The organism is Vibrio sp. 99-8-1 (assembly GCF_013114595.1).
Classification (GTDB): Bacteria; Pseudomonadota; Gammaproteobacteria; order Enterobacterales; family Vibrionaceae; genus Vibrio.
Genome location: NZ_VTXE01000015.1, coordinates 100,962 through 126,713, shown reverse-complemented (window position 1 = coordinate 126,713; position 25,752 = coordinate 100,962). Strand labels below are relative to the sequence as shown.

The 25,752-nt window shown below is 41.7% G+C and carries 29 protein-coding genes and 1 pseudogene; 15 read left to right on the top strand and 15 right to left on the bottom strand.

Going from position 1 to position 25,752, the window contains the following annotated elements; genetic code table 11:
- From F0227_RS21925 to F0227_RS10600, 4 genes and pseudogenes are all read right to left on the bottom strand, one after another.
- Positions 1-148, bottom strand: a pseudogene (locus F0227_RS21925) (flagellin); the annotation flags it as partial.
- Between the two features lie 213 nt (positions 149-361).
- A complete protein-coding gene (locus tag F0227_RS10610) occupies positions 362-1,498 on the bottom strand; it encodes a flagellin (protein WP_171753173.1) in 1,137 nt (378 codons plus the stop codon).
- A gap of 177 nt (positions 1,499-1,675) precedes the next feature.
- A complete protein-coding gene (locus tag F0227_RS10605; protein WP_171753172.1) occupies positions 1,676-2,575 on the bottom strand; it encodes a Dyp-type peroxidase in 900 nt (299 codons plus the stop codon).
- 94 nt (positions 2,576-2,669) lie between these two features.
- Positions 2,670-3,128: a DUF2919 family protein gene (locus F0227_RS10600; protein ID WP_171753171.1), complete on the bottom strand. Its 459-nt coding sequence runs from the start codon at positions 3,126-3,128 to the stop codon at positions 2,670-2,672.
- A 278-nt stretch (positions 3,129-3,406) separates the two neighbouring features.
- Between F0227_RS10600 and F0227_RS10595 the strand changes: the two genes are divergently transcribed.
- Entirely contained in the window at positions 3,407-3,757 is a 351-nt protein-coding gene (locus tag F0227_RS10595; protein ID WP_171753170.1) for a DUF2956 domain-containing protein, read from the top strand.
- A 69-nt stretch (positions 3,758-3,826) separates the two neighbouring features.
- Here the strand turns inward: F0227_RS10595 and F0227_RS10590 are convergent, their stop codons facing one another.
- A complete protein-coding gene (locus F0227_RS10590; RefSeq protein WP_171753169.1) occupies positions 3,827-4,114 on the bottom strand; it encodes a helix-turn-helix domain-containing protein in 288 nt (95 codons plus the stop codon).
- A 185-nt stretch (positions 4,115-4,299) separates the two neighbouring features.
- Here F0227_RS10590 and F0227_RS10585 point away from each other — a divergent pair, with 185 nt between their 5' ends.
- The 5 genes from F0227_RS10585 to F0227_RS10565 all read left to right on the top strand — a co-directional run bounded on the left by F0227_RS10585 (position 4,300) and on the right by F0227_RS10565 (position 8,714).
- On the top strand, positions 4,300-4,647 hold the full coding sequence (locus F0227_RS10585; RefSeq protein ID WP_171753168.1) for an ArsC family reductase: 348 nt from the start codon (positions 4,300-4,302) through the stop codon (positions 4,645-4,647).
- Positions 4,648-4,661: 14 nt separating this feature from the next.
- Complete coding sequence (gene dapE, locus F0227_RS10580; RefSeq protein ID WP_171753167.1) at positions 4,662-5,798, top strand: succinyl-diaminopimelate desuccinylase; 1,137 nt, start codon at positions 4,662-4,664, stop codon at positions 5,796-5,798.
- Positions 5,795-6,475: a M15 family metallopeptidase gene (locus F0227_RS10575; RefSeq protein WP_171753166.1), complete on the top strand. Its 681-nt coding sequence runs from the start codon at positions 5,795-5,797 to the stop codon at positions 6,473-6,475. Before dapE ends, F0227_RS10575 begins: the two co-directional genes overlap by 4 nt.
- Entirely contained in the window at positions 6,475-6,657 is a 183-nt protein-coding gene (locus F0227_RS10570) for a DUF2897 family protein (RefSeq protein WP_171753165.1), read from the top strand. Before F0227_RS10575 ends, F0227_RS10570 begins: the two co-directional genes overlap by 1 nt.
- 146 nt (positions 6,658-6,803) lie before the next feature.
- Entirely contained in the window at positions 6,804-8,714 is a 1,911-nt protein-coding gene (locus tag F0227_RS10565; protein WP_253822076.1) for a HAMP domain-containing methyl-accepting chemotaxis protein, read from the top strand.
- Positions 8,715-8,752: 38 nt separating this feature from the next.
- Here F0227_RS10565 and bamC read toward each other — a convergent pair whose 3' ends face one another.
- Both bamC and dapA read right to left on the bottom strand, forming a co-directional pair.
- A complete protein-coding gene (gene bamC / locus F0227_RS10560) occupies positions 8,753-9,775 on the bottom strand; it encodes an outer membrane protein assembly factor BamC (RefSeq protein ID WP_171753164.1) in 1,023 nt (340 codons plus the stop codon).
- Positions 9,776-9,833: 58 nt separating this feature from the next.
- Positions 9,834-10,712, bottom strand: a complete 879-nt coding sequence (gene dapA, locus F0227_RS10555) for a 4-hydroxy-tetrahydrodipicolinate synthase (RefSeq protein WP_171753163.1) — start codon at positions 10,710-10,712, stop codon at positions 9,834-9,836.
- Positions 10,713-10,969: 257 nt separating this feature from the next.
- Between dapA and F0227_RS10550 the strand changes: the two genes are divergently transcribed.
- Together F0227_RS10550 and bcp are read left to right on the top strand one after the other, a co-directional pair.
- Positions 10,970-11,512: a glycine cleavage system protein R gene (locus F0227_RS10550; RefSeq protein ID WP_171753162.1), complete on the top strand. Its 543-nt coding sequence runs from the start codon at positions 10,970-10,972 to the stop codon at positions 11,510-11,512.
- Between the two features lie 15 nt (positions 11,513-11,527).
- Positions 11,528-11,998, top strand: a complete 471-nt coding sequence (gene bcp / locus F0227_RS10545) for a thioredoxin-dependent thiol peroxidase (protein ID WP_171753161.1) — start codon at positions 11,528-11,530, stop codon at positions 11,996-11,998.
- A gap of 59 nt (positions 11,999-12,057) precedes the next feature.
- Here the strand turns inward: bcp and F0227_RS10540 are convergent, their stop codons facing one another.
- Positions 12,058-13,128 (bottom strand): AI-2E family transporter, encoded by a 1,071-nt coding sequence (locus F0227_RS10540; protein WP_171753160.1) that lies wholly within the window; start codon positions 13,126-13,128, stop codon positions 12,058-12,060.
- A complete protein-coding gene (locus F0227_RS10535; protein ID WP_171753159.1) occupies positions 13,121-13,357 on the bottom strand; it encodes a sulfurtransferase TusA family protein in 237 nt (78 codons plus the stop codon). The genes F0227_RS10540 and F0227_RS10535 overlap by 8 nt, the downstream gene beginning before the upstream one ends.
- Positions 13,358-13,741: 384 nt before the next feature.
- Here F0227_RS10535 and F0227_RS10530 point away from each other — a divergent pair, with 384 nt between their 5' ends.
- The 3 genes from F0227_RS10530 to F0227_RS10520 are packed head-to-tail and all read left to right on the top strand — an operon-like array spanning position 13,742 to position 16,023.
- Positions 13,742-15,193: a M48 family metallopeptidase gene (locus tag F0227_RS10530; RefSeq protein ID WP_171753158.1), complete on the top strand. Its 1,452-nt coding sequence runs from the start codon at positions 13,742-13,744 to the stop codon at positions 15,191-15,193.
- Positions 15,194-15,229: 36 nt separating this feature from the next.
- Positions 15,230-15,580 (top strand): arsenate reductase (glutaredoxin), encoded by a 351-nt coding sequence (gene arsC / locus F0227_RS10525; RefSeq protein WP_171753157.1) that lies wholly within the window; start codon positions 15,230-15,232, stop codon positions 15,578-15,580.
- An 11-nt stretch (positions 15,581-15,591) separates the two neighbouring features.
- The gene (locus tag F0227_RS10520; RefSeq protein ID WP_171753156.1) at positions 15,592-16,023 is read left to right on the top strand and encodes a DUF2069 domain-containing protein; all 432 of its coding nucleotides are present in this window, start codon (positions 15,592-15,594) and stop codon (positions 16,021-16,023) included.
- A 41-nt stretch (positions 16,024-16,064) separates the two neighbouring features.
- Here the strand turns inward: F0227_RS10520 and F0227_RS10515 are convergent, their stop codons facing one another.
- The gene (locus F0227_RS10515; RefSeq protein WP_171753155.1) at positions 16,065-17,300 is read right to left on the bottom strand and encodes a DUF2066 domain-containing protein; all 1,236 of its coding nucleotides are present in this window, start codon (positions 17,298-17,300) and stop codon (positions 16,065-16,067) included.
- Between the two features lie 280 nt (positions 17,301-17,580).
- On the opposite strand from F0227_RS10515, the gene F0227_RS10510 reads away from it, so the two are divergent.
- Positions 17,581-18,831 (top strand): uracil-xanthine permease family protein, encoded by a 1,251-nt coding sequence (locus F0227_RS10510; RefSeq protein WP_171753154.1) that lies wholly within the window; start codon positions 17,581-17,583, stop codon positions 18,829-18,831.
- Between the two features lie 188 nt (positions 18,832-19,019).
- On the opposite strand, the gene upp is transcribed toward F0227_RS10510, so the two are convergent.
- A complete protein-coding gene (gene upp / locus F0227_RS10505; RefSeq protein ID WP_171753153.1) occupies positions 19,020-19,646 on the bottom strand; it encodes a uracil phosphoribosyltransferase in 627 nt (208 codons plus the stop codon).
- A 170-nt stretch (positions 19,647-19,816) separates the two neighbouring features.
- Here upp and purM point away from each other — a divergent pair, with 170 nt between their 5' ends.
- The gene (gene purM, locus F0227_RS10500; RefSeq protein ID WP_171753152.1) at positions 19,817-20,857 is read left to right on the top strand and encodes a phosphoribosylformylglycinamidine cyclo-ligase; all 1,041 of its coding nucleotides are present in this window, start codon (positions 19,817-19,819) and stop codon (positions 20,855-20,857) included.
- 38 nt (positions 20,858-20,895) lie between these two features.
- A complete protein-coding gene (gene purN / locus F0227_RS10495) occupies positions 20,896-21,540 on the top strand; it encodes a phosphoribosylglycinamide formyltransferase (protein ID WP_171753151.1) in 645 nt (214 codons plus the stop codon).
- A gap of 108 nt (positions 21,541-21,648) precedes the next feature.
- Here purN and F0227_RS10490 read toward each other — a convergent pair whose 3' ends face one another.
- The 4 genes from F0227_RS10490 to dnaQ all read right to left on the bottom strand — a co-directional run bounded on the left by F0227_RS10490 (position 21,649) and on the right by dnaQ (position 25,217).
- Entirely contained in the window at positions 21,649-22,494 is an 846-nt protein-coding gene (locus F0227_RS10490; protein ID WP_171753150.1) for a class II glutamine amidotransferase, read from the bottom strand.
- Between the two features lie 17 nt (positions 22,495-22,511).
- Positions 22,512-23,090 (bottom strand): D-sedoheptulose 7-phosphate isomerase, encoded by a 579-nt coding sequence (gene lpcA, locus F0227_RS10485; RefSeq protein WP_171753149.1) that lies wholly within the window; start codon positions 23,088-23,090, stop codon positions 22,512-22,514.
- 124 nt (positions 23,091-23,214) lie between these two features.
- Positions 23,215-24,465 carry a TIGR03503 family protein gene (locus F0227_RS10480; RefSeq protein WP_171753148.1) on the bottom strand — a complete coding sequence of 417 codons (1,251 nt, stop codon included), beginning with the start codon at positions 24,463-24,465 and terminating at the stop codon, positions 23,215-23,217.
- Between the two features lie 8 nt (positions 24,466-24,473).
- Complete coding sequence (gene dnaQ, locus F0227_RS10475; protein WP_171753147.1) at positions 24,474-25,217, bottom strand: DNA polymerase III subunit epsilon; 744 nt, start codon at positions 25,215-25,217, stop codon at positions 24,474-24,476.
- Positions 25,218-25,278: 61 nt separating this feature from the next.
- On the opposite strand from dnaQ, the gene rnhA reads away from it, so the two are divergent.
- The gene (rnhA, locus tag F0227_RS10470) at positions 25,279-25,752 is read left to right on the top strand and encodes a ribonuclease HI (RefSeq protein ID WP_171753146.1); all 474 of its coding nucleotides are present in this window, start codon (positions 25,279-25,281) and stop codon (positions 25,750-25,752) included.

The following is a 25,752-nucleotide window of genomic DNA, read 5'->3' as shown; positions in this document are numbered from 1 at the left end:
GTTCCATTGACCCATTAAGGTCGTTTGCTGCGTTATTCAAATGACGTTGTGCTGTCATTGCCGCTACGTTTGTATTTACATTAACTGCCATGGTGATTTCTCCAGTTGATTTTCCGTTATTGCGTTTTCCAATATTCTGGAAAACCAAATAGTTTTTCTAAGTTAATTCTATTAACGGCTAACAATAGAAATTCTTTAGGAAAAATTTGGATAACTTTATAGAAATAGTACTTTGAGAGGGAAAATGTGAATAAGGCGATAAAAACAGTAATTTCTTAAAAAAAAGACTAAAGTTTCGATTTATGCTGCCGATGAACGCCGTCTAGCTTTATCACCGTCATGATATGCTGACTCTTCCCGGCTAATTAGCCAGTAACGTCAACGCTAAATTTGGTGCTTGCTTAGCTTGCGCTAAAACGGTTGTACTGACTTGCTGCAAAATTTGTTGACGGATCAACTTAGTGGTCTCTTTAGCAAAATCAGTATCTTTTATTCTACTGTTAGAGCTGGCTAGGTTTTCATTTATGTTTTCAAGGTTATTTATCGCATGACCAAATCTATTTTGATAAGCACCAAGCTCTGATCTATGACTATCAACAAACTTCATTGCGCCATCAATTAACGCAACCGCACGTTGAGAGCCTCCTACCGTCGTTAAATCTAAATCACTAATGGTTTCAAATACCGGCCCTGACATTTCGAGCTCTTGAGCGAGGCTACCTGCAAAGTTAACCGCCCCACCCGTTTGATTACCAGCCATAACGATTTGCAATTGACCTGTTTCATTTACCGACGCAGAGACCTTATCTGTTTGGCCATTAATGTAGGTAGCCAGCTCTTCGATATCATCACCAGCTTTTGCCTTAATATGAATATTCTCCTGTTTACCCTGCTCATTGGCAAAGCTCATAATAAACATATTTTGACCCGACTTAACTTGCCAATCTTTATCTGCCATCCCGTTTGCAACATAACTTAACGCTCCCATATCAAGAGAGTCTGTTCGCATGTTTTTCAAAGAGATTTGCATCGCCTCGCCTGAAGAGGCTCCTATTTGAAATGACGCTTTAGCAAAATTACCATTTAAGAGTTTCTTACCACCAAACGATGTCGTTTCAGCAATACGATTTAACTCATCTTCTAATGCCGATACTTCTTGTTGGATCGCTACTCGCTCTGATCGACTGTTTGAGCCATTTGAGGATTGTAGGGAGAGGTCTCGCATTCGTTGCAATATATTGGTTGTCTCATTCATTGCGCCTTCTGCAGTCTGCACGATAGAAATACCATCATTGGCATTTCGAATCGCCACATCTAAACCGCGCATCTGAGACTCTAATCGGTTGGAGATTTGCAACCCAGCAGCATCATCCTTAGCACTGTTAATACGGCTTCCCGAAGACAAACGCTCTAAAGACTGGTTCAACTGATGCGTTGCCAGACCTAAGTGTCGTTGTGCCGTCAATGCGGAAACATTGGTATTTACGGTAACAGCCATAGCCCTACTTGATGAAGTTATACCAACCTATACAAGCGCTTGATCATTCTGATCCATTGCTCATCCAGAGAGGTCATTAATAAATGGGTTTACGACATGATATCGACAGCTAGCTATATTTCTTTAGAAAAAAGAGAGCAATATTGCTCTCTTTTCGAAGGGGGAATAATGAAACGACTATACCGATAAGGATTGAAGCATCTGCTGAGAAGGCGCGAAGAAATACGCACCCGTCACGGCTTTAGTATAATTTAGCAGGTGATCCGGCTTACCATCGAGTTCTCCATACATGCTCAACAACATGGTCTCGATATTATGTAAAGTGTTGCAATAAGCTAAGAACAACAAGCCATGTTCTCCTGTGGCCGTACCATATGGCAGGCTATGACGAACGATCTTTAATCCTTTACCCTGTTCTTTAATATCCACTCGGCCAACATGAGACTGAGCAGGCACATCATCAAGTTCGATAGAGTCGGGTTTTGTGCGTCCAATTACCTTCTCTTGCTGTGCTACAGAAAGCTGGTTCCATGCTGGTAAATTATGAACAAATCGCTGAGCCAGCACATAGCTACCACCGGCAAACTCTCCCTCAGCAATTATTGCCACCTCTTCTCTTTGGCTGCCTTCAGGGTTTTCTGTACCATCAACAAAGTCCGTCATATCTCGAGAGTCTAAATAGCGATACCCATAGGTTTCATCTACAACATCGATATATTCTGCCACTTCCGATAACAGCTTGCGAATGAGGTAAAAATGCAAATCATGACGAGTAGAGTGACAATGCAATAGCACATCAACATCACTACAAGGTGCCACTACATCGCCAGATCCAAGAGTTTTAAATGGAATCAGCTCATTAGGTACACTTTGATTGGTTTTACTCCAAAATCCATGACTAAATGCAATTGCAGCGGTTAAATCCGCCTCAGGCTGCTTTTGATTTAACTCATCAACTAGGGCAGGAACTTTCTTTAGAGCATCAACAACTCGCTGAGGCTCTGATGTAATTTTAAGTTGGACATAAAGTGCAAAAGGCCCAGCTTCTGGAACAATTGCAGACTGAAAACACGACATAGTTTACTTCTCCGATTTTGCACTATTTTAGTTGTAGAAAATAATGACCATAAAACTCTACAACAATCTAAACACGATTGTCCCCATTATTGCGTCAAATAATGTCTAGTGAACGAAAACAATCTCTTACCCTTCTGCTTTTGCTGATATAAATAAGCAACCACAGTAATAACACTAATGTAGTAGCAAGCGGCCAGCTAAACTTTCCACTTAGCAATACAACCTGCTGACCCGCCAATCCTAATTGCATGACAATAAGCAGCAATGTCATCCATCGAGCATGGCTGATAAAGCGGCATACTCTTGGCCTATCTTGGTTTCGTAATCCCATCATCCAGATAAGCGCTAGCGCAGGAAAACCTATAGCCAGTCCAATATAAAACGTAGAGTGAATCGGATAAATGATCTCCAACAACTTCGTCCCTTCTTCCCGACTGGCTCCTGCAACAATAAACACCACCCACGCTTTAGCAAGAAACAACCAGCCTAACCACAACCAGACAGGGAGTTTCAAAAAACCTTGTTTATCATATTCATCAATTAAATAACGCACAAAAGCCTACACCAATTACATCAACCGCTTTAGCCATTCACAACACTCCAATCAAGGGGAAAACGCGCCAAACCTTTTCACTCCCGTACATCACCACAATTGTAAGCAGTCATTATGGTTAAGCGGCCATTAAATAACCTCGAAAAGGGGATGCCATTCCTTCGACTATCTTTCTTGAACTGAACCTATTGATACCGCTCTGAATCCTGCTCCTTGAGGTCACTTGAGTATATGTTAAGCTAACGCTAAGTTTATTTTCCAAAAAGATAGTCGCTGTTATGAAAGCAACAAAGAATAAAGTGTCACAAGAAACCCAAGCTGAATCAATGAAAATCGCCAAAGCAACACAACGTCCCGGACAAACCAAAGAGCAAACGAAAATAATTGCTCAAGGAATTGAAAAAGGCATCGCTCAATACAAGAAACAACAGAAAGAGAAAAGTCGACAAGCCGATAAGGCTAAGAAAAAAACACAGAAAGAAAAAATTATACAGGCTAAAACCGATTCAACTGCTGAAAACACACCAACAAACACCACTACCGAACAAAGCAAAGATAACTCCATGCTTCCTTGGATGTTACTACTCGTTAGCTGGATCGGATTTATCACTTATATTCAAGCGAGTTAGCGCTGACAAAAGGCTATCACCACAACGATAGCCTTTTAAAAAACCGATAAGCCGTTAGTACAGATATTGCTAGCTATGGAAACCAAGAGTCAAGGCTATTTCTCCCTTTCTCTCTACTACCCACTGGCTATCAAATGGTCCCCAATCAGACAAATGATAATAACCATCATTGTGTCGCCGTCCGTCTTGAATAAACATCAACTCAATACCTATACCCGGAAGCGCTTTTAACACATCTTGGATGGTACGGCGGGGCCAACCCGTCTCTTCTATAAGTTTAGGTACGTTTGGTCTTTCTAGATCTTCCACCAATAATGCCAGATATAAACGTCGGGCAAAAACAGGACTTAGCTCCATGACAGCTCCCATACAACATTGCGTCGGATAACATTATTTCGCTTTTTCTATGATTAATTTTGAGTTTGATCAATAACATGATAATTTTTCAATCCACATAGTATTTTTGTGCTGCAACGTCAGGTTTATTGCTATTGGACAAGTACTGATAAATACTCATAGACAATCTATAGAAAGGAATAGACATGCGCATTACCATGTATGGTATCCCGAATTGCGACACCATAAAGAAAGCCAAAAAGTGGCTAACGGAACAACAAGTTACCTTTGAGTTTCATGATTATAGAAAACAGGGAATCGATACCGAGCTAGTGACACTTTTCTGTCAACAGTTAGGATGGGAGAATGTGCTTAATAAACGTGGTACAACATACCGTCAGCTCACTCAAGATCAGAAAGATAATTTAAATGAGCAGAGTGCGCTATCTTTACTAGTGGATAACCCCGCCATGATTAAGCGACCGATATTACAGATAGATGACCAGTTTTATATCGGATTTAAAGCAGAACAATACCAAGCAATTTTTAGTTAAAAGGATTTTCAAGGATGAGTGATAGCCCAGTATTGGCGTTAGCAAAAGATTTAATTAGCCGTCAATCGGTAACTCCAGAAGATGCCGGCTGCCAAGTCGTCATGATTGAACGTTTAAAAGCTCTAGGATTTACAATAGAAGAGATGGTATTTGATGATACCACTAACTTTTGGGCTAGAAGAGGAGACACAGCACCGTTGTTTGCCTTTGCTGGCCACACAGATGTTGTCCCTGCAGGACCTCTAGAACAGTGGCACACGCCACCATTTGAACCGACAATAATTGATGGTCACCTACATGGCCGTGGAGCCGCGGACATGAAAGGCTCTCTGGCCTGTATGATCGTTGCGGTGGAACGATTCATTGAACAATACCCTGATCATACTGGCTCTATCGGTTTCTTGATCACTTCCGATGAAGAAGGCCCGTTTATTAATGGTACTGTCAAAGTCGTCGAAACTCTGATGGCACGTGGTGAAAACATCGATATGTGTATTGTCGGTGAGCCTTCCAGTACTCACGAAACCGGCGATGTTGTTAAGAATGGACGTAGAGGTTCCATCACTGGCGATATCACTATCAAAGGCACTCAAGGCCATGTTGCTTATCCTCATTTAGCCAGCAACCCTATTCACCTAGCACTGCCTGCGCTCGCCGAACTAGTCAATACTAAATGGGATGATGGTAATGCCTTCTTCCCGCCAACCAGCTTCCAGATCCCCAACCTATTTGCAGGGACAGGCGCTTCTAATGTCATTCCAGGAGAGTTTAAAGTTCAGTTTAATATGCGCTTTAGTACCGAGCTATGTAACGACGAGATAGTAAAACGTGTTCACTCTACGTTAGATTCCTATGGTCTCGACTATCGCTTGGACTGGACATTTAATGGTGACCCATTCCTAACCGATAATGGCCCTTTGTTGGACGCGGTGGTTGAGTCTATTGAGGAGATTAACCATAAAAAACCTCAACTGCTTACGACTGGCGGTACATCCGACGGCCGCTTTATAGCCCGAATGGAAGGACAAGTTATAGAGCTGGGCCCAATCAATGCGACAATTCATAAGGTTAACGAATGTGTCAATATCGCTGATTTAGAGAAACTCACCGATATGTATCAAAAAACCCTAGAAAAACTGCTCACTAAATGACACCAGAGCAGCTAACAGGGCGCGTTGATACCCATCTACAACAGATTGATACTGGCTATCAATCTGTTGTGGTACACCACTCTATTATTGATGACTTGCAAGCTCTTGTTAAAGCGGCAACAGCAGAAGGTTTTCACCTTCACATTGCTAGCGGCTTTCGTGACTATCAACGACAGTCCTATATATGGAATCGAAAATACCAAGGTCTTACCCCAATTCTAGACTCAAATAGCCTTCCGTTAGAGGCTGAAAGACTAACCGCCAAAGAGAAAATTTACGCCATATTACGCTGGTCAGCGTTACCCGGAGCCAGTAGGCACCACTGGGGAACAGATTTTGATCTGTTTGCGAAAAACTGCCTTGCTAAAGATGAAACATTAAAGCTTGAACCTTGGGAGTATTTTGATGGGTCACAAAGCGCATTTTACCAATGGCTTATAAGTGAAGCAGGACGCTTTGGCTTTTTCTTTCCTTATGCCAAAGATCAAGGTGGCGTGGCCATTGAACCATGGCATATCAGTCACCGTCTGGTGAGTACACACTGTTTATCTCAGTTATCGTTAACAGATATTAGAGAGTGTTTAGATAAAGAACCTATTTTAGGGGCAGCTCATGTTTTACAACATTTAGAGCATATATACTCAAATTATATTAGTAATATAACCACGGAGATATAATGGAATTTTTAACCAACCCTTGGGTAATCAGCATCGTCATTGTGAGTGTTGTTATTGGTAATATTGCCGCCTTAAAATACACCGCGAATATGAAATTTGGTAAAAGTCAGTCCGTTAAAGATATTGATAAGTTAACAAAGCAGACTGATGAAAATAACCAACAAAACACCCCTGATAAATAACATATACTGCTCTGCACTTCCCTGCTTATCAAGCACTCCCGTCATCTAACCGTCGCTATATTTTCAGACCTTTCTGAATTGTGCCAACATCTGAGCGCATGATAGCTTTCACCACATATATTGTAAGTTAATAGGTGAAATGAAATATGCGCATTAAAACTATGTTGTTCTCCGGGTTCTCACTTATCATTTTTTTATTGGGTATTATCTCTTACCAAGCGATAAGTTCATTTTCTTCTTTTACAGAAAATGTCATTAGTACAGAACATGTAAATAGCATGTCCATGGATATTAAAGAAACGAGAATCGCAGAGAAAAACTTAACCATTCGGTTGGATCAAGAATATATTGAAGACTTTAAAAGTAATATGGCTAAGCTTACCTCTGCCATAAATGTAGAGAAAGACAACATAGAGCCCACACGTTTTAACATGCTAATTGCCAATCTAAAAAAGTATGAGAACGTATTTCTAAACCGCTCTGAACTATTAATAGAAAAAGCGAGTTTATATGACAGCATTGTTGATGTTGCCCGAGAAATAGAGGTAGCCTCGGTAAAGATAAACCAAAAAGCGGTTGAGAGTGATGAAAATGATACGCTCTCAACTCTAGCGGATAAAGTTAGCGTATTAATTAGTAACATTAGAGTTGATGAAAAAAACTATATGTTAAGAGCGGATTATTCCGATATAGAAGTAATAAAAGAGAACGTTGCTGAACTGCAAACCACACTTGTCGCGGTAGCCGAGATAGATTATAAGCTTGAGACATTGAGCCGTACTACACAAAATAAACTGGCACTCTATAGCAGCAAAATCAACAAGTTAGCCGAAGACGTTCAACAATATAATAACTTGGAAAAAGAGATGCTCAAGTATGCTCGAGAAGCCGAAAGCTTACTAAACCAAGTTAACGATAGGAACAACGAAGAACTAGCGCAGTATGCCATGTCGGCAAAAACAACCATTATAATCATTGTCACTATAGGTACCCTTCTATCGCTATTGGTGGCATTTTATATATCGAATCGTATTAACCGTCCTCTTAATCAAATCGTATCTACCATAGATAAAGTGTCTAAAGGTCATTTCTATATCACAGCGGAAATAGACACTAAAGATGAGATTGGTGATATGTCCCGAGCATTAAACAGCCTATTAACCAAACTCCGAGAAGTCATCATTGCCATCAATGAAACATCGGTAAATGTTTCTTCCGCTTCAGAGGAGCTAACCTATGTTATGGGCACCTCTTCTGAAAATGCACAAAATGAACTGTCACAAATAGAACAGATATCAACCGCTATTACCGAATTATCTAGCACGTCGCAAGAAGTCAGTAGTAACGCTGAGCATGCAGAAAAAGCAGCACAAGAAGCTATCGGTAATGTACGACAAGGGCATAAAAATCTTGATGATGCCGTTGCGCTGACTCAACACATCAACACGTCGTTCCATGAGACGGCACAAATGGTTGAAGAGCTTAAACTCGACGCAGCCAATATTGGTGAAGTGACTAGCGTGATTAGCGCCATCTCAGACCAAACAAACTTATTGGCATTGAATGCAGCAATCGAAGCTGCTAGAGCAGGTGAAGCAGGAAGAGGGTTTGCAGTAGTAGCCGATGAAGTAAGAGAACTGGCGGCAAAAACACAAAAATCAACAGAGAATATTCAACAAATCATTGCCAAACTGCAAGGGCAATCCGAACGAACCAGTAACAACGTAATGGAGAATGTTTCAGCTATTCAACAGTCGGTCGCTCTATCAGAAAAAGTGAAACTCTCTTTTGATGAAATCGTTAGCTCGGTGCAATCTATTGATGAAGTTAATACCCTTGTTGCTACTGCGTCTCAAGAGCAATTTAGCGTTACAAAAGGAATTTCAGAAAACACCACGTATACCTTCGATCTGGTTAATCAAAATGTCTCTTCGATTGAACAGACCCAGCAAGCGGCAACCGAGCTCGCACAGTTAGCCGAAGCACAAAAGGCCTCTCTAACATTCTTTAAATTAGAAGAAGAAGTCAGGGTGAGTGAAACAGATAACCTCAATTAATAAACAAACCCTCTCCCAGGCTAAGAGAGGGTTTATTATTATTTTTGCTTATCCAGAACCGCACCAATAACTGGCGCAATTGAATTAAGAACTTCTTCCGCTACAGGTTTACCAGAAGAATCCGTGATATTGATGGATGTACGGTTACCTAAGTCACCAAACAAAAACGTCAAAGAACGCTCATCTAACGACAACGGCTTGATACCAATAGACTGCCAAAACTCATCGTCAGGAGAGAAATAGAGTGCCTTAATGATCCCTTGAGACTGGTTACGCTCTTCAAGTTTAAAACCAATTTCAGGCAGCGTTTTAATCATTCGTTGCCAAAACACATTGTATTGAGCTCGAGCAATAATAACGGGTAAGCCACTTCTATCAGTACCCATACTAATAGGAATGCTCTTCACCAACTCTTCCGCTTTTCGTTGCGCTTCTTCACGCAACTTTTGATCGTATGTAGAGGTGATCATGTTGGTAAGAAAGATGTTGTATCTCTCTCTATTGGTTTTGCTTACTTCCGCTTTTTGACCATTCTCTTGCCATTCGATAAGCGCTATTTTAAACCCAAAACGGTTACTTTTCTCAAAACGCTCAATTCGATAGCGGCTACCGATCTCATACTCTTCATCATCAGAAACCCAAGTCAACCAATCGGTCTCTATGGCAATATCACTACTTTCCAGTAACGCAATGTCATTTTCCTGAGTCACTTCTAAAATGGTTTTCCAGATCTTATCCACTTCATCTTCACGAAGTAACCACATTAAAACTTCGCCATTACTTATTTCTGAACGAGCACCAGGAATAAGTTCCAATATCTGCTGTGGAGGGCGAATATCTACCGATTGACCAACTGGACCATTAAAGTCACCCTCTGGTATTTGGTAGTTAGGATAGAACTCTCTTTTTGCATCAGGTAACACCACCCAAGGCTCAAAATCTGGCGTATTTAAATACTCAAAATCATCTCTCGCCTGACGTCTTTCCGTTGGGCTACCTGAACATGCGCTTAAAACAAGAACAGCCAGTGAGCTCATCACTAGCTGAGAAGAAAACTTCATTGCTACTCCTAATAAAACCGAGCGACAATTCCACTCGGTTAATTTCAATACTTATAATTTATATAAGGCCAGCTTCCGTTATTGTTTGTAAAACAAGTGGTTGTGCTTGTTCAGAAAGCTCTGTAAGCGGTAAACGCAAATGACCTTCTGAAATCAGCCCCATTTTATGGGCTGCCCACTTAACAGGAATCGGGCTTGATTCAACAAATAAATTTTTATGCAATGCCGCAAGACCATCGTCAATTGCTGCCGCTTCTTCAAATCGGCCTTCTTTGGCCAATTTAAATAAAGTGGCCATTTTCTCTGCAGCAATATTATTGCTTACTGAAATAACACCAGCACCACCTAAACGAACAAATTCTAATCCAGTTGCATCATCACCACTTAGTAAGACGAAATCTTCGCCACAAAGTTCACGATGAATGGCAACTCTTTCTAAATCGCCCGTAGCATCTTTCAATGCAACAATTTTATCTAGCTTAGCAAGACGTGCGACCGTTTCTGGTAATAGGTCTACCGCGGTTCGTCCCGGAACATTGTATAGGATAACAGGAACTTCACTTACTTCAGCAATGGCCTTGTAGTGCTGATATAGGCCTTCTTGGCTTGGTTTATTGTAATACGGAGTCACACTCAATACACCGTCAATACCTGAGTCATTTAACAAGCGACTAAATAGTACCGCTTCATGAGTCGCATTTGCCCCTGTTCCGGCAATAACCCACAGGCGACCAGCCGCATACTCAACCACCTTATTAACCACTTTTACATGTTCTTCAACAGTCAGTGTTGCCGACTCACCAGTTGTACCAACAGCAACGATGCCATCTGTACCAGCTTCCACATGAAATTCGACCAGCCTTTTTAAGCTATCATAATCCACTTCACCATCACTGCTAAATGGTGTTAATAACGCCACAATACTTCCTGAAAACATGTTTTTCTCCTTAATTTACGCTTTCTGAATAGTAATGCATGAAACTGAGAAAAGACAAGCGATTAAAGCACTTAGTTATCACTAAATAAGCAATAATTGAGCTTAATCCATTTTACGCCGCAAACAAGCCACCTCAACAATTTGATTCTCATGAATTTATAAGCTCCAATGCCCCTTACAGCGCATGCTCCGCCATAGTTATTTGTTTAAATAACTGTGCTAGTATTCAAACATAAACCATAAACGAGTGAATCAAAATGTCACAACATTTAGTCATAACGGCCATAGGCACTGACAGACCGGGCATAAGCAATCAAGTTATCCATCTGGTCAGTTCGGCAGGGTGCAATATTGTTGACAGCCGTATCGCTCTTTTTGGCAATGAATTTACCCTCATCATGTTAGTTTCAGGCACAAAAATTCAGATAAGTCGAGTAGAAACAACCCTGCCGCTGTTGGGACAAGAACACGATTTAATTACCATGATGAAACGAACGCTTCCCCATGAAGAAACCAAGCACAACTATCGTGTAGAAGTGTTTATTCAATCCGATGATAAACAAGGTTTAACAGAACAATTTACCCAGTTTTTTGCGGACAGAGAGATAGGTTTAGCATCGCTCAGTGCTCAAACCATAGACAAAGACATTGTTCAGCAAAAACATAACCAGTTTCATATCTCTATGCGAGCCAGCGTAGATTCAGAATATAACCTGATGCAACTTCAGGAAGAGTTTAATGACCTTTGCCAACTTCTGTCGGTAGAAGGTTCACTGAACTTTATAAAAAACAGCCAATAAAGGAAGAAGACCAACATGAAAACACTAACAGCGGGTGAGTTAGCCCCGGATGTTTCCCTATTAGATCAAGATGGCAATAGCATTAAGATATCTGATTTTGCCGGTAAAAAAGTACTATTTTACTTTTATCCCAAGGCCATGACACCAGGCTGTACTGTACAAGCTCAAGGGTTACGAGACAGTAAAGCAGAGCTTGATGAACTCGGTATTGTTGTTCTAGGCGTTAGTATTGACCCAGTAAAACGTTTAGGAAAGTTTATCGAAAGAGATAACCTTAATTTCACTCTGTTATCGGACGAAGATCATTCTGCTGCTGAGCAATTTGGTGTTTGGGGGGAAAAGAAATTTATGGGTAAGATTTATGACGGCCTTCATCGCATCTCTTTCTTGATTGACGAAAACGGTGTAATTGAACATGTGTTTAATAAGTTCAAAACCAAAACTCACCATGAAGTGGTATTGGATTACTTAAAACAGCAATCATAAAACAACGCCGCCAATAATTGCTCTCAACTATTGGCGGCGCTTTCTAACAAAAAGAAAAGTTACTCAGCCGTGACTTCCGCCACCTCTTGATACTTAATTGCATTCCAGACCGCTTTTACCAATGTCGCTAAAGGTATCGCAAAAAAGACTCCCCAGAATCCCCATAGGCCACCAAAGACCAAAACAGCGCTAATAATTGCAACGGGATGAAGGTTAACGGCTTCAGAAAACAAGATTGGAACCAAAACGTTACCATCTAATGCCTGAACAATACCGTAAGCGGCTAACAACCAATAAAACTGAGGCTCTAGTCCCCACTGAAAAAGCCCCACAATCGCAACCGGAACGGTAACCGCCGCCGCACCAATGTAAGGAATAAGTACGGACAAACCAACAGCAACCCCCAACAAAGCAGAGTAACGCAGATCCAAAATAACGAAGGTGATATAACTAACTCCTCCAACAATTAAGATCTCCATCACTTTGCCGCGAATATAGTTTGAAATCTGCTGGTTCATCTCCTGCCAAACCCGAGTGGCTAACACTCGATCTCTCGGCAGCATACCCGTTAACGTATCCAGCATCTCATCTCTATCTTTCAACAAAAAGAACACCAGTAGAGGCACTAAAATCATATAAACTGCGATTGCCGCAATGCTCACTAGCGATGCCAATGACCCTTTAACAACGGTTTCACCTAAACCGATAACCTTACTTTTGGTGTTATTTACTATCGATTCAACAATCTGCAAGTTGGCGAGCTCTGGATACTTATCCGGCATGGAGTTTAAAAATTCTTGCAGCCCTGCATACATAACAGGAATATCATTAATTAAATTACCGACTTGGTTCCAAACTGTCGGTATAAGCCCAAAGAAGGCCAAAATCATTAAACCGACAAACATAACCAAAACCAAAGCGACTGACAGCGTCCTAGGTAAGCCCAGTTTTGCCAGTTTGTTTACTGGCCACTCCAGTAAATAGGCAAGAACAATTGCCACTAATAGAGGGGCAATCAAGTGACCGAAAAAATAGATAATGACAAAACCAAACAACAGAATGGCAACTAAACTTACCGCATTTGGATCTGAGAAACGTCTTTTATACCAGCGGTTAACCATATCAAACATCGGAACAGGTACTCTTTTTAATTATCGTTAACAGATAGAACTCACGACTATCATCAACATTTACAGAAAAATTATTTTTATCTAAATAACGGAGGATATCCAACATAGAACTTTTGTCAGAAACATACACATCTAACTGGCCTGAACCTATTTTTTGGCTTGCTCTTTTCGCAAGCAATAGCGCCATGGGACAGCCTTCTTTACGTAAATCCAAAACACAAGGCATCATGCTACACTTCATCAATATCAATAGAAAAGTAACTTATCTCCTGAGCAAACCGACAAACCTATCGCATTCTCACGTCACCGAGTATAAAGCGTTTTAACAAAAAGGGCTTCACTTTCTCGATTATTTATAACAATCTATACCCAGTCATAGATGCTCAAGTGATTTCAAGGTGCATGATTCACCGCGGCATCAACCCGATCAATTAAAGAAAAACAGACACAAAAGTTACTTAAGCAAAGAGAGACACTATCATCCACATAGGCGATAATAAATAAAGGGCTGTTAACCTTATATTAATGATCAAATTATTAATATGAACGAAAAGAAACCATACAAAAATAATGCTGTCAAAGCTATATCGCGTCAGGAGTCATACCACAACCCATGATAAAAAAAACACGCTCTCTCATTGCTCTATTAGTGACAACATCACTAATTACCCCCACGATAGCTAGCGCCAGTGTCGAGCTACCAGATATAGGTACTGCTGCAGCGGGAACGCTAACCATAGATCAAGAAAAAGTCTACGGTGATGCATATATGCGAATGTTGCGGGCAAGTAGCCCTATTATTCATGACCCGGTACTTAACGAATATATAAGCAACTTAGGCCACCAGCTTGTCGGCAACGCCAATGATGTAAAGACGCCTTTTCAGTTCTTCATGATTCAAGATCGGATGATTAATGCATTCGCGTTCTTCGGTGGCTATGTTGCGTTGCATTCAGGCCTCTTTTTACATGCAAACAGCGAAAGTGAACTGGCCTCTGTTATGGCTCACGAAATCGCCCACGTTACCCAAAGACACTTAGCAAGAAGCATGGAGGCACAAGCCCGACGTACCCCAGCGACCATTGCTGCTTTAGCAGGGTCGTTACTGTTAGCCATCGCGGCACCCGAGGCTGGTATTGCGGCGATGACAGCGACAACGGCGGGTTCCATGCAAAGCCAGATTAACTACACCCGAAGTAACGAAAAAGAAGCTGACCGTTTCGGCATCGTCACCTTAGCAAAATCAGGTTTTGACGTACGCGCTATGCCGCAATTTTTTGGTCGTCTTGCGGATCAGTATCGATACGCCAGTACGCCACCTGCAATGTTACTGACTCACCCATTACCTCAAGAACGAATTACTGACTCTCGGGCGCGAGCTCAACAGTATCCACCATTAAAATTGGGACCATCTATTGACTATCATTTGGCCAAAGCTCGGGTAGTGGCTCGTCATGCTCAAATTGAACCTGAGGCTGCATTAGATTGGCTAGAGCGCCGCCTGAAAAAGAGCAGCGCAGAGTTAAAACCAACTTATCAGTACGGTCAGGCTCTGGTATATCTTGATACCAAGCAGCTACAGAAAGCAGAAACCCTATTAACCGCCCTGCTCAAACAAGATGCATTGAATACGTTCTATTTAGACGCCTTATCTGATTTATATATTTATAAAAAACAGCCACAACAATCCATCACGCTATTAGAGAATGCCCTAGCTAAAAAACCGAACAACCCAGTACTGACCATTAACTACGCCAATGCGCTTATAGAAGCAGAACAGTTTAAGCAAGCGGCCAGTTTGCTGCAGAGATATACACATGAACACGCAAATGATATTAATGGTTGGCAACTGCTTGCTGACGCTTATGGCAAACAAGGAAAATCAGCAGAAAACCTAGCAGCCAAGGGAGAGATTTTCGCTTTACGAGGTGGCTGGAACAAAGCATTGCAAAACTTTACTCAGGCAAGTCAACTTGTTGAACTGGGTAGTTTAGAACAAGCAAGGTATGATGCCCGTATTGATCAATTAATGATCCAACGAGATCGTTTCTTAGCATTACAATAAAACCGTGGAACTAAACGGTTACTCAAGGAGAAAACCATGGAAGTCGTGATTTATCACAACCCGAGATGCTCAAAAAGCCGCCAGACCTTACAGCTATTAGAAGAGAAAGGCATTCAGCCTAAAATAGTAAAATATTTGGATGAAACACTTTCAGTAGAGACATTAAAAGAGTTATATAGCCAACTCAAATTGACTTCAGTCAGAGATATGATGCGTACCAAAGAAGCATTATATAAGGAGTTGAATTTAGCGGACAGCTCACTCAGTGATGAACAGCTTTTTATCGCTATGGCAAATAATGCCAAGCTAATTGAAAGACCTATTGTGGTGGCAAATGGTCAAGCAAAACATGGTCGCCCACCTGAGCAAGTGTTAGAGATACTTTAGTAGGAAATGTTATGGAACAATTGGATAACAACCGAACCCAACAATTTAGATACCTAGCATTAATTGGTTATTTATCGCTATTCAGTTGGGTCGCGTTGTGGCAAATTTTCATATCCCCACACCCACACGTAAACCCTTACACCACCGCCATTGCATGGTGTATACCACTGCTGTTTCCACTGCGTGGTATATTAACGGGTAAAGCGTATACTCACGCTTGGGCTAACTTTGTATTGATGCTCTACTTTTTACACTCGTTAACAATATTATATGTTGATCAAGGTGAGCGCTGGCTAGCGTTAGTGGAGTTACTGTTAACTTGTATCGCTTTTGTCGGCAATATCCTTTATGCAAGGAGTCGAGGTAGAGAACTTGGTCTCAAGCTAACCAAACTATCAGAAGTAGAAAAGCAAGAGAAAGCGAGTTACGCCGAGAAAAAATAACCATCTCTAAAGAAAGAGCCGCTATTGCGGCTCTTTCTCTATTAATCTATCCATTCAAAAACAATCGGTTTATTCGCCGTTACATCTTCATTGACCAAACCTGAATCAACATCCATTGACGTCTCCTCAACGACGGGTTGAGATACGTTATTATCAACCTGAACGGGTTGAACAGATACCTCGTCAACGCCCTGCTCCGCAACAAGCATATCGCCAGATTGTGTTACATCACTATTTACATCAATACTCGAACCAACAGAAGGCAACGTATCTATTTCAAATTTCTCTATATTGTCACTCTGTAGCAACTCAGCTTCAAACTCTTCAATAGAGCTTAATAAATTCACCGTAAATGTAACTTCATTCCCTACTACTTTCTGCACACTTAAACTGGCAACTGAGTTCTTCTCTTTCAGTAATTTCTCTAACGTGAAAAAGCGGTTTGATGAGGTGATATTAATAAACTGCACATCCACTGTACCCGTTAATTCTCCAGAGTTTCTCACGGCGCTTTTTTCTGCGTAATAATTACTCACTTCATCAACAACTTGTTCTAGTGCAACATGAGTTTCCCCCCGAGAAAAGCCAGATAGCGGTTGACGCTTAGACTCTTCCATAAACGCGGGTTTCTCATCATAAAGAGTCCAACGAATTGTACTTTGACTGGCAGATTGCTGAATTCTTACCACCAGCACAGCATCTCCATTATATCTTTGGCTAGCCATACTAATCGGTGAAACAAAACCACCCCACAACTCTGGAGCGGTGATACTGACCACATCATCAATATCTCCCACCGGAATAGTTACTGGCAGCCCTCTCAAATCAGCAAAATACTTAAACTGGTTCATCGCACTACTGCCAGATTGCTCCCACAGTATCGCACGTTGGTATTGAGACTCTTCAACAATCCAAACCACTAGGTTTGAACGAACATCAGACCAAAAAGGTAATTCAGCTTGCATTAATAGCGACTGAATCTGAGGAGGATTAAACAACATCTTTAAAGTTTTGCCGCCAAGATGCTCACCATAACTGATCTGAGTAAGATACTGGCTACTCTGACGTGATGCTTTTAACACTACCGGATTAGACGCTGAGTTTTTATCACCAGACGCTTTAATAATGACTTGTTGAAAACCAGCAGCTTTTGCTGCCTTTTCTGTATCAACATCATTTTCATCCAGAACAACCTCTGTTCGATACACATCTACTTTGACGGCGGCATAAACAGGTAAAACAAGTAGTCCCATTAAGAAAATAGCGAGATGGCGCATACTGACCCTAATAATATATTGATAGTGAATAGCGATGATAAGCAACTCTTGCTATAGGAGCAAGGTCAACTGATTCAGTTATGGTAGAAATTGGACATAAAATAGCACACCGCGAATTTCTCATGGTTATGATTACCATTTTCATCTTTTATCTTTGCTAATACTTGCATTTTTAAATGTGATCTTTATCACACTAGCAAATCAGAAATGATAAGGCAATCGATTACATTGGTGGTAGAATCCTGCGAATTTTGTTTTGCACTTCTTAAAGGATGGATTAATGACTAACATACTTCAGGGTACTCAAATGCTCTTCGTTGCATTTGGTGCACTTGTTCTAGTGCCGCTACTCACTGGACTGGACCCTAATGTTGCACTATTTGGCGCTGGCCTCGGAACCCTTCTCTTTCAACTTATTACTCGACGCTCTGTTCCTATCTTCCTTGCTTCTTCTTTCGCTTTTATAGCTCCTATCATGTTCGGTGTCCAAACTTGGGGTATTGCCAGTACCATGGGTGGCCTAATGGCTGCGGGCTTTGTTTATGTATTGCTCGGTGCTCTAATAAAAGCCAAAGGTGTTGAAGTTATTCATAAGTTACTTCCACCTGTTGTGGTAGGCCCGGTCATTATGGTTATCGGTTTAGGTCTTGCTCCTGTGGCAGTAAACATGGCTCTTGGTAAAACCGGAGATGGTGCAGTACAACTAATCAACGCCGATCACGCACTGTGGATTTCTAGTCTCTCATTAATTGCTACTATCGCGATTAGTGTGTTTGCAAAAGGTTTCATGAAGTTACTGCCTATTTTTGGTGGCATTACTGTCGGTTACCTTTTAAGCCTTATGTTTGGTGTCGTTGATTTTTCACCGGTAAGCAATGCCGCATGGTTTGCACTACCTAACTTCACCGCACCAGAGTTCAACATTAATGCCATCCTCTTTATGATCCCAGTCGCTATTGCTCCAGCCGTTGAACACGTTGGGGATATGCTGGCGATATCCAGCGTAACTGGAAAAGATTACCTGAAAAAACCAGGCCTTCACCGCACAATCACAGGTGATGGTGTCGCAACCATGGCTGCCTCAATGTTGGGTGCGCCACCTAACACCACTTACAGTGAAGTAACCGGCGCTGTTATGTTAACCAAAGCTTATAACCCTGCCATCATGACGTGGGCTGCGGTTACCGCCATTGTTCTTGCATTAGTCGGTAAGCTTGGAGCAATACTGCAAACTATCCCTGTACCTGTTATGGGCGGCATTATGATTCTGCTGTTCGGCTCAATCGCTACCGTTGGTCTAAATACCTTAATCAAAAACAATGTTGATCTACATAAATCCCGTAATTTAGCTATTGTTGCTGTTACGCTAGTATTTGGTATTGGTGGTATGGCATTTGGTATCGGTGAGTTCAGCTTACAAGGCGTAAGCCTATGCGGTATCGTCGCTATTGTGCTTAATCTAGTATTACCAAATGACCTTGGTGAAAACCATGTTGTGGATAATGCTCAAATTGAAGAAGAACAAGCATAATATCCAAGCGGCATGCTATCAGAGTCAATTTGTTAGCAAGTCGTTTAAATAGCAAAAAAATAGCGGCGGATGCTTTACACATCCGCCGCTATTTTTTTATTAAACCGTTCCAATGTTTCTACTTTATCAAGCCTCTACTTACCTGACTAAATTGAGTAAAATAACTCTCACTGGACGTTAATTAACGTTTATTTTGTACCAAAAATCTTGTCACCAGCGTCCCCTAAACCAGGAACAATGTAACCTTTATCATTTAGCTTTTCATCAATTGCAGCCGTATATAACTCAACATCAGGATGTGCTTTCTCAAGAGCGGCAATACCTTCAGGTGCAGAAACTAAAACCAATACCTTGATGTACTTACAACCTTTATCTTTTAGCAGATCTATCGTAGCGATCATCGAACCACCCGTCGCCAACATAGGATCGACAACCAGCGCAATACGCTCATCAATATTTGATGCCAACTTATTAAAGTATGGAATCGGCTCTAATGTCTCTTCATCACGATAAATACCAACAACGCTAATACGAGCACTTGGTACATGTTCCAACACACCATCCATCATACCTAAACCAGCACGAAGAATTGGCACCACAGTCACTTTCTTGCCTTTGATCTGATCAACCTCAACCGGACCATCCCAACCTTCAATTGTCACTTTTTCAGTCTCAAAGTCTGAGGTTGCTTCGTAAGTTAACAAGCTACCAACTTCAGTAGCTAACTCACGAAAACGCTTAGTGCTGATGTCCCCTTCGCGCATTAAACCTACTTTGTGTTTAACCAATGGGTGCATTACTTCAACAACTTTCATTTTCATCTCCGGCAATATTTAAATAAACCTTGTGATTATACGGTTTTTTATTGTTTTTGCCGAGAAAATCTTACAGATATTTTTTGTTGCGCAAACGTTTTCCTTCTTGCTGTATCTCGGTTAGAATAGCGCCGACTTTCACATCTTAAATGACATGACGAGGACATCCCGTGAGTGCCAATAAATCTTCTTTAAGTTACAAAGACGCCGGTGTAGATATAGACGCAGGTAACGCTTTAGTTGACCGAATTAAAGGTGTGGTAAAACGCACGCGCCGTCCAGAGGTAATGGGTGGGCTTGGTGGATTTGGTGCATTGTGTGAACTGCCAACTAAGTATAAACAACCTTTACTGGTATCTGGTACCGATGGCGTAGGAACGAAACTTCGACTAGCGCTGGATATGAAAAAGCACGATACCATAGGCATTGATTTAGTCGCTATGTGTGTGAACGACTTGATTGTTCAAGGTGCTGAGCCTCTGTTTTTTCTAGATTACTACGCAACAGGTAAACTGGATGTAGACACAGCTGCCGATGTAGTGACCGGTATTGGTGAAGGATGTATCCAATCTGGATGTGCCCTTATTGGTGGTGAAACCGCAGAAATGCCTGGGATGTATGAAGGTGAAGACTATGATGTCGCAGGTTTCTGTGTTGGCGTAGTAGAGAAAGCCGACGTTATTGATGGAAGCAAAGTCGCTTGTGGTGATACCTTAATCGCCGTAGGTTCAAGTGGCCCTCACTCAAATGGCTACTCACTTATCCGCAAAATTCTACAAGTATCGAATGCAAACCTCGATGAAGAGCTGAATGGTAAAACAATTGGTGAACTGCTTTTAGAACCCACCAAAATCTACATAAAATCGGCGCTTAAGTTAATCGAGCAGCATGATATTCATGCTATCTCACACATTACTGGTGGCGGTTTCTGGGAAAATATTCCGAGAGTATTACCGCAAGGCAGCAAAGCTGTGATTGATAAAAATAGCTGGCAATGGCCTGACATCTTCAACTGGTTACAAGAGAAAGGCAATGTTGATACGTTTGAAATGTATCGCACATTTAACTGTGGTGTCGGTTTGGTGATCGCACTTCCTCAACAGCAAGCAGATAAGGCCGTTCAATTGCTCAATGCTGAGGGAGAGAACGCATGGGTAATAGGTTCCATTGCCGATGCAGATGAAGGTGAAGAACAAGTCGAAATCAAGTAGAGTGATGATAGATACCCCGAATTAAGGTAGTGTAGTATATGCAGAATATTGTGGTGTTAATCTCCGGTAACGGCAGTAATTTACAAGCTATTATCGATACGTTTAATGTTGATGCCTCGGACTCACTCGGCCAAGTTACTGCAGTGTTTTCTAATCGTCGAGACGCTTACGGATTGAAACGAGCAAAGCAGGCAAATATTGACGCTCACTTTGTTGATAACAAAGGGTGTGAGTCTCGTGAAGCATATGATCAACAACTGATGCAGCAGATTGACAGCTATAACCCCGACGTAATCATTCTGGCGGGTTATATGCGTATATTAAGTAGTGAATTTGTGCGCCACTATCGTGGAAAAATGCTCAACATTCACCCCTCATTACTGCCTAAATACCCTGGGTTACACACTCATCAAAGAGCCATCGAAGCGGGTGATAAAGAACATGGAACCAGTGTTCACTTTGTCACCGAAGAGTTAGACGGTGGCCCTGTCATTTTACAAGCCAAAGTACCGGTATTTGCTGACGATGATATCGACACGTTACAGCAACGTATCCAAGTGCAAGAGCACAGTATTTACCCTTTAACGATACAGTGGTATTTAGCCGGCAGGCTTTCCATGCAAGAGGGGGATGCGGTTTTGGATGGTGAGCAGTTAGCTGTTAACGGTTACGCCGCAGATTAGCGAATTAACCGTCTCTCAATCCGTTGCTTGAAACGAATCTTTAACGCCTATAAATGGATGTTTCGTCCAATTATAAGCGTTATTTTTTTAGTGATAAAAGAATAAAACCTACTCTAATGGTGCCGTTGGCGCCTGAGATTTGGGTTTCGCTTCTGCATATTCAATATGCTGTAAGCTCTCTTTATTACAATCAATGACTTCACCAAAGTGGAAAAGATTATACTCTCCCGGCTTCATTCGTCGCCAATTTTCATTATCAGTCAGAGGCTGAGTTGCCACAACAGAAACAACATCATCTGGCGTTGTCTCTTCCTGAAAGTTCACCGTCATATCTTCATCAATCAAGCTCGCTTTGCCGAAAGGAGCTCTTCTAGTGATCCAATAAAGATGATTGGTGCAAAATGTCATTACATACTCACCATCACTCAACAGCATGTTAAAGACACCCAGCCTTTTCAGTTGTTCGCAGCACTCTGCCACGTACTGAAACATGCCACAAAGATCTTGTGGTGGCTCCGGGTATCTCTCTTCTAGCTGATTGAGAAGCCAGCAAAATGCCAGCTCACTATCGGTATTGCCAACCGGACGATGTCTGCCTGTTGCCAAGCTTTCATAATCCGTAAGTTGGCCATTGTGAGCAAAAGTCCAATAACGCCCCCACAGCTCTCTTGTGAAAGGATGAGTATTCTCTAAATTCACACCGCCACGATTAGCTTGCCGGATATGACTAATCACAGAGCGACTTTTTATTGGATAATTTTGTACTAATTCGGCAATTTTTGAGTTGCAGCTAGGATTAGGATCCTTAAAAGTACGAAAGCCTTTTCCTTCATAGAAGGTAATCCCCCAGCCATCTCGATGAGGACCCGTTCTTCCTCCTCGTTGCATTAACCCTGCAAAACTAAAACAGATATCGGTGGGCACATTCGCACTCATGCCGAGCAATTCACACATGGTCTATCACTTACCCTTTATTTTTCCATCTCTTTTTCAATTAGCTGAATAATGATATGAATGATCTTGATATGAATCTCTTGAATACGATCAGCGTAGCCAAAATGTGGTACTCGTATCTCAATGTCAGCCAATCCAGCCATTTTTCCACCATCTTTACCTGTTAAGGCAATGGTTGACATTCCTTTTGCTTTAGCAGCATCAATGGCTTTTAGGATATTACCTGAGTTTCCAGATGTCGATAAGCCAAACAATACATCGCCTTTTGAGCCGACAGCTTCTACATAACGAGAGAAAACAAAATCGTAACCAAAATCATTACTCACGCATGAAAGATGGCTTGGATCTGAAATTGCGATACCCGGATAGCCTGGTCGATTCTCTCTATAGCGTCCTGTCAACTCTTCCGCAAAATGCATGGAGTCACAGTGAGAGCCTCCATTACCGCAAGAGAGTACTTTGCCCCCTTGCTTAAATGAATCCGCAATCATTTTTGCAGCGGACTCAATCTGCTGAATATTGGCATCGTCACTAAGAAATTTATTGAGAACTTCAGCGGCTTCATTTAACTCTGAACGTATTAGATCCTGATACATGATTTTTCTCTCTAATTCTATTAAAAACTATGTGTGTGCACTGCATAGAGTTTTACCCCATTTGATTTTTGCTGTCGAGCATCAAATGGGGTTTCATCAAACAAAAAGATATTGCTCACATCAATTACTTAGGAGGAGGGGTTAACTGCATTTCTGGCAGCGTCACTTTGCGAGTACGCAACTTCCTAATAATAAACCAGATAATTAGACCGATAACAATGACGACCAGATTACCCACTAGAATCGTTAGCATTCCTTTCATTCTAGCGTCTTCTCTGTCGCGGGTAATTCTCTCTTGCTCTAACCTGCGTTTTTTCTCTTCCTGAATTCGTTGATATTCTTTGGTGGATTTCTCAATATCCAATTTTTGCATGACGCTAAACGCGCTCTGTTCAATATTGAACATCAACTCTCGTTGCGCTGCACCTTCTGTCGCATAAATCTTACCACTCCAGACATGTTTGCCTGGAGACATATCATTTTTTATCGTCAATGAGGTAGTTAGAGAATCTTTATCTACCGAAGTTTCAGCAACCACCTTATTATCACCCGGTGAAGTGAGTTCAAAATGTCCGGCAATACTACCCGGAAGAACCATTCCCATCTCGCCTGTAATCATCACGGAATGGTCAACCCCCTCTTCATGAGATTGAACAAAAGTGACCTCAACTGGAGTTGGATAAACTAACACTGTCTGCTCGACCGCTCTTAAAAACACACCATTACCAGACGTAATTTGTGCACGATATTTTCCGGCATCCACGCTAATGGGCAACTCTACGGTAAATACGCCATCACCAGCAACCTCATCTAACCCTGTGCCATCATCCTTAAATGTACCAAGGGATACGATCTCAGGCTCTTCTGTTAGTTCTGGGTTTTCCGTGTCTTGAACATAGCGTATAAAAGAGACTTTCATCCGAACGCGATCGAGAAAATCTTTTAACACTAAAGGATTTCCCTCTTGGGTGAGTCGCGCAGTAAATTTTAATCTTTCATTGTGATATAGGCGATTTGGAAACGAATCAACGCTTAACTTTAAATTGGAAAGAACAATTATATTATTTCTTGGGGTTACTTTTCCCACCGCCTGCCAAGGTCCCGGCATCGGGTTTTCTATAGAAATAATGTCCAAGCCATTCTCTTCGTACCAAGAGACATTCTCAGGATGATTCCAAGCGTAGTATTTTTTACCGTCAGGGCGTACTAGAACAACGGATCGTGAACGTTTCTCACGATAAACAAGAAATGATATTTGATCGACCGTTGGGTCCACTCGAAACCGATTATCCAACAATGACATGGTGGATTCTGTTTGCGACCAACTCAATGGCGTGGCGAAAATAAAAATCAATAAACACAGAATCCTGAACATAGCTTCCTCTATTGACGCCAGAGACAAACACCGGCTTTTTCTACAATATCTAAACGACTTTGGTGGTCATCTAATTCATCGGCCGTTGCCTGTAAAACCTTAAGTGATTTTCGCCCCATCTCAACACGTTTAATGGTTTCTGAACCCGCATCACTATTTGATAGGCTGTTGGCATTAAACTGCAAGGCCGTTTGCCCACCTGTCATTAACAAGTATACGTCAGCTAAAATCTCAGCATCGAGTAAAGCGCCGTGAAGCGTCCGATGAGAGTTATCGATTCCATACCGGTCACACAACGTATCTAGATTATTTCGCTTACCCGGAAATATCTTCTTCGCCATAGCAAGGGTATCGGTAATTTTACAGTATTGCTCTGTCTTACCAATGGCGGAGTCCAGCATGCTAAACTCATTATCCATAAAACCGACATCAAATGGCGCATTGTGTGCAACCAATTCGGCTCCGCTTATGAAATCCAAAAACTCTTGGTGTACGGTGCGATAATTAGGTTTATCTCGCAAAAACTCATCAGTAATACCATGAACTTCAATAGCATCAGGTTGAATCTCACGATCTGGCTTAATGTAGACGTGAAAATGTCGCCCCGTTAATTTGCGGTTAATAATTTCCACGGCACCAATTTCAATAATGCGATGTCCCAAGTATGTTGGGCCGCCTTCTCGGTTCATACCGGTGGTTTCAGTATCGAGAACGATAATACGTTGTTGGTTTGAATTGTTACTAGTATTCATAATGAGTTGTATGTCAGACTATACCGAAGCAAATAGCAATAATAACCAATAGTATCAAATCATGACAAAACAAGTTGAAGTTTTCACTGATGGTTCTTGTTTAGGTAATCCCGGTCCCGGCGGATATGGCATCGTTTTGCGTTACAAACAGAACGAAAAGCAGCTCGCAAAAGGCTTTGAACTTACCACCAATAATCGTATGGAGATGATGGCGGCCGTCGTCGCTTTAAAGTCACTGAAGGAACCATGTCAGGTAACGCTAACCACGGATAGCCAGTATGTAAGACAAGGCATCACTCAATGGATACACAATTGGAAAAAGCGCGGCTGGAAAACCGCCGACAAAAAGCCAGTTAAAAATGCTGACTTATGGCAAGCACTGGACACGGAGTCCGCTCGCCATCAAGTTGAATGGAAATGGGTTAAGGGCCACGCAGGGCATAGAGAAAATGAGATCTGCGATGACATAGCCAGAGCGGCTGCAGAAAACCCTACCGAGATAGACCAAGGCTATATAGCAGCCAATAATAGCTAA

Excerpts from the sequence above, each read along its gene's own strand:
- F0227_RS10575 (WP_171753166.1), top strand. The coding sequence starts at position 5,795 with ATGACACCAGAGCAGCTAACAGGGCGCGTTGATACCCATCTACAACAG.
- F0227_RS10510 (WP_171753154.1), top strand. The coding sequence starts at position 17,581 with ATGACTAACATACTTCAGGGTACTCAAATGCTCTTCGTTGCATTTGGT.
- F0227_RS10550 (WP_171753162.1), top strand. The coding sequence starts at position 10,970 with ATGTCACAACATTTAGTCATAACGGCCATAGGCACTGACAGACCGGGC.
- dapE (WP_171753167.1), top strand. The coding sequence starts at position 4,662 with ATGAGTGATAGCCCAGTATTGGCGTTAGCAAAAGATTTAATTAGCCGT.
- dapA (WP_171753163.1), bottom strand. The coding sequence starts at position 10,712 with ATGTTTTCAGGAAGTATTGTGGCGTTATTAACACCATTTAGCAGTGAT.
- F0227_RS10520 (WP_171753156.1), top strand. The coding sequence starts at position 15,592 with ATGGAACAATTGGATAACAACCGAACCCAACAATTTAGATACCTAGCA.
- F0227_RS10515 (WP_171753155.1), bottom strand. The coding sequence starts at position 17,300 with ATGCGCCATCTCGCTATTTTCTTAATGGGACTACTTGTTTTACCTGTT.
- purN (WP_171753151.1), top strand. The coding sequence starts at position 20,896 with ATGCAGAATATTGTGGTGTTAATCTCCGGTAACGGCAGTAATTTACAA.
- dnaQ (WP_171753147.1), bottom strand. The coding sequence starts at position 25,217 with ATGAATACTAGTAACAATTCAAACCAACAACGTATTATCGTTCTCGAT.
- F0227_RS10585 (WP_171753168.1), top strand. The coding sequence starts at position 4,300 with ATGCGCATTACCATGTATGGTATCCCGAATTGCGACACCATAAAGAAA.
- F0227_RS10570 (WP_171753165.1), top strand. The coding sequence starts at position 6,475 with ATGGAATTTTTAACCAACCCTTGGGTAATCAGCATCGTCATTGTGAGT.
- F0227_RS10590 (WP_171753169.1), bottom strand. The coding sequence starts at position 4,114 with ATGGAGCTAAGTCCTGTTTTTGCCCGACGTTTATATCTGGCATTATTG.
- F0227_RS10540 (WP_171753160.1), bottom strand. The coding sequence starts at position 13,128 with ATGTTTGATATGGTTAACCGCTGGTATAAAAGACGTTTCTCAGATCCA.
- F0227_RS10610 (WP_171753173.1), bottom strand. The coding sequence starts at position 1,498 with ATGGCTGTTACCGTAAATACCAATGTTTCCGCATTGACGGCACAACGA.
- arsC (WP_171753157.1), top strand. The coding sequence starts at position 15,230 with ATGGAAGTCGTGATTTATCACAACCCGAGATGCTCAAAAAGCCGCCAG.
- rnhA (WP_171753146.1), top strand. The coding sequence starts at position 25,279 with ATGACAAAACAAGTTGAAGTTTTCACTGATGGTTCTTGTTTAGGTAAT.
- bamC (WP_171753164.1), bottom strand. The coding sequence starts at position 9,775 with ATGAAGTTTTCTTCTCAGCTAGTGATGAGCTCACTGGCTGTTCTTGTT.
- lpcA (WP_171753149.1), bottom strand. The coding sequence starts at position 23,090 with ATGTATCAGGATCTAATACGTTCAGAGTTAAATGAAGCCGCTGAAGTT.
- F0227_RS10490 (WP_171753150.1), bottom strand. The coding sequence starts at position 22,494 with ATGTGTGAATTGCTCGGCATGAGTGCGAATGTGCCCACCGATATCTGT.
- F0227_RS10530 (WP_171753158.1), top strand. The coding sequence starts at position 13,742 with ATGATAAAAAAAACACGCTCTCTCATTGCTCTATTAGTGACAACATCA.
- bcp (WP_171753161.1), top strand. The coding sequence starts at position 11,528 with ATGAAAACACTAACAGCGGGTGAGTTAGCCCCGGATGTTTCCCTATTA.
- F0227_RS10480 (WP_171753148.1), bottom strand. The coding sequence starts at position 24,465 with ATGTTCAGGATTCTGTGTTTATTGATTTTTATTTTCGCCACGCCATTG.
- F0227_RS10605 (WP_171753172.1), bottom strand. The coding sequence starts at position 2,575 with ATGTCGTGTTTTCAGTCTGCAATTGTTCCAGAAGCTGGGCCTTTTGCA.
- F0227_RS10535 (WP_171753159.1), bottom strand. The coding sequence starts at position 13,357 with ATGATGCCTTGTGTTTTGGATTTACGTAAAGAAGGCTGTCCCATGGCG.
- upp (WP_171753153.1), bottom strand. The coding sequence starts at position 19,646 with ATGAAAGTTGTTGAAGTAATGCACCCATTGGTTAAACACAAAGTAGGT.
- F0227_RS10565 (WP_253822076.1), top strand. The coding sequence starts at position 6,804 with ATGCGCATTAAAACTATGTTGTTCTCCGGGTTCTCACTTATCATTTTT.
- F0227_RS10595 (WP_171753170.1), top strand. The coding sequence starts at position 3,407 with ATGAAAGCAACAAAGAATAAAGTGTCACAAGAAACCCAAGCTGAATCA.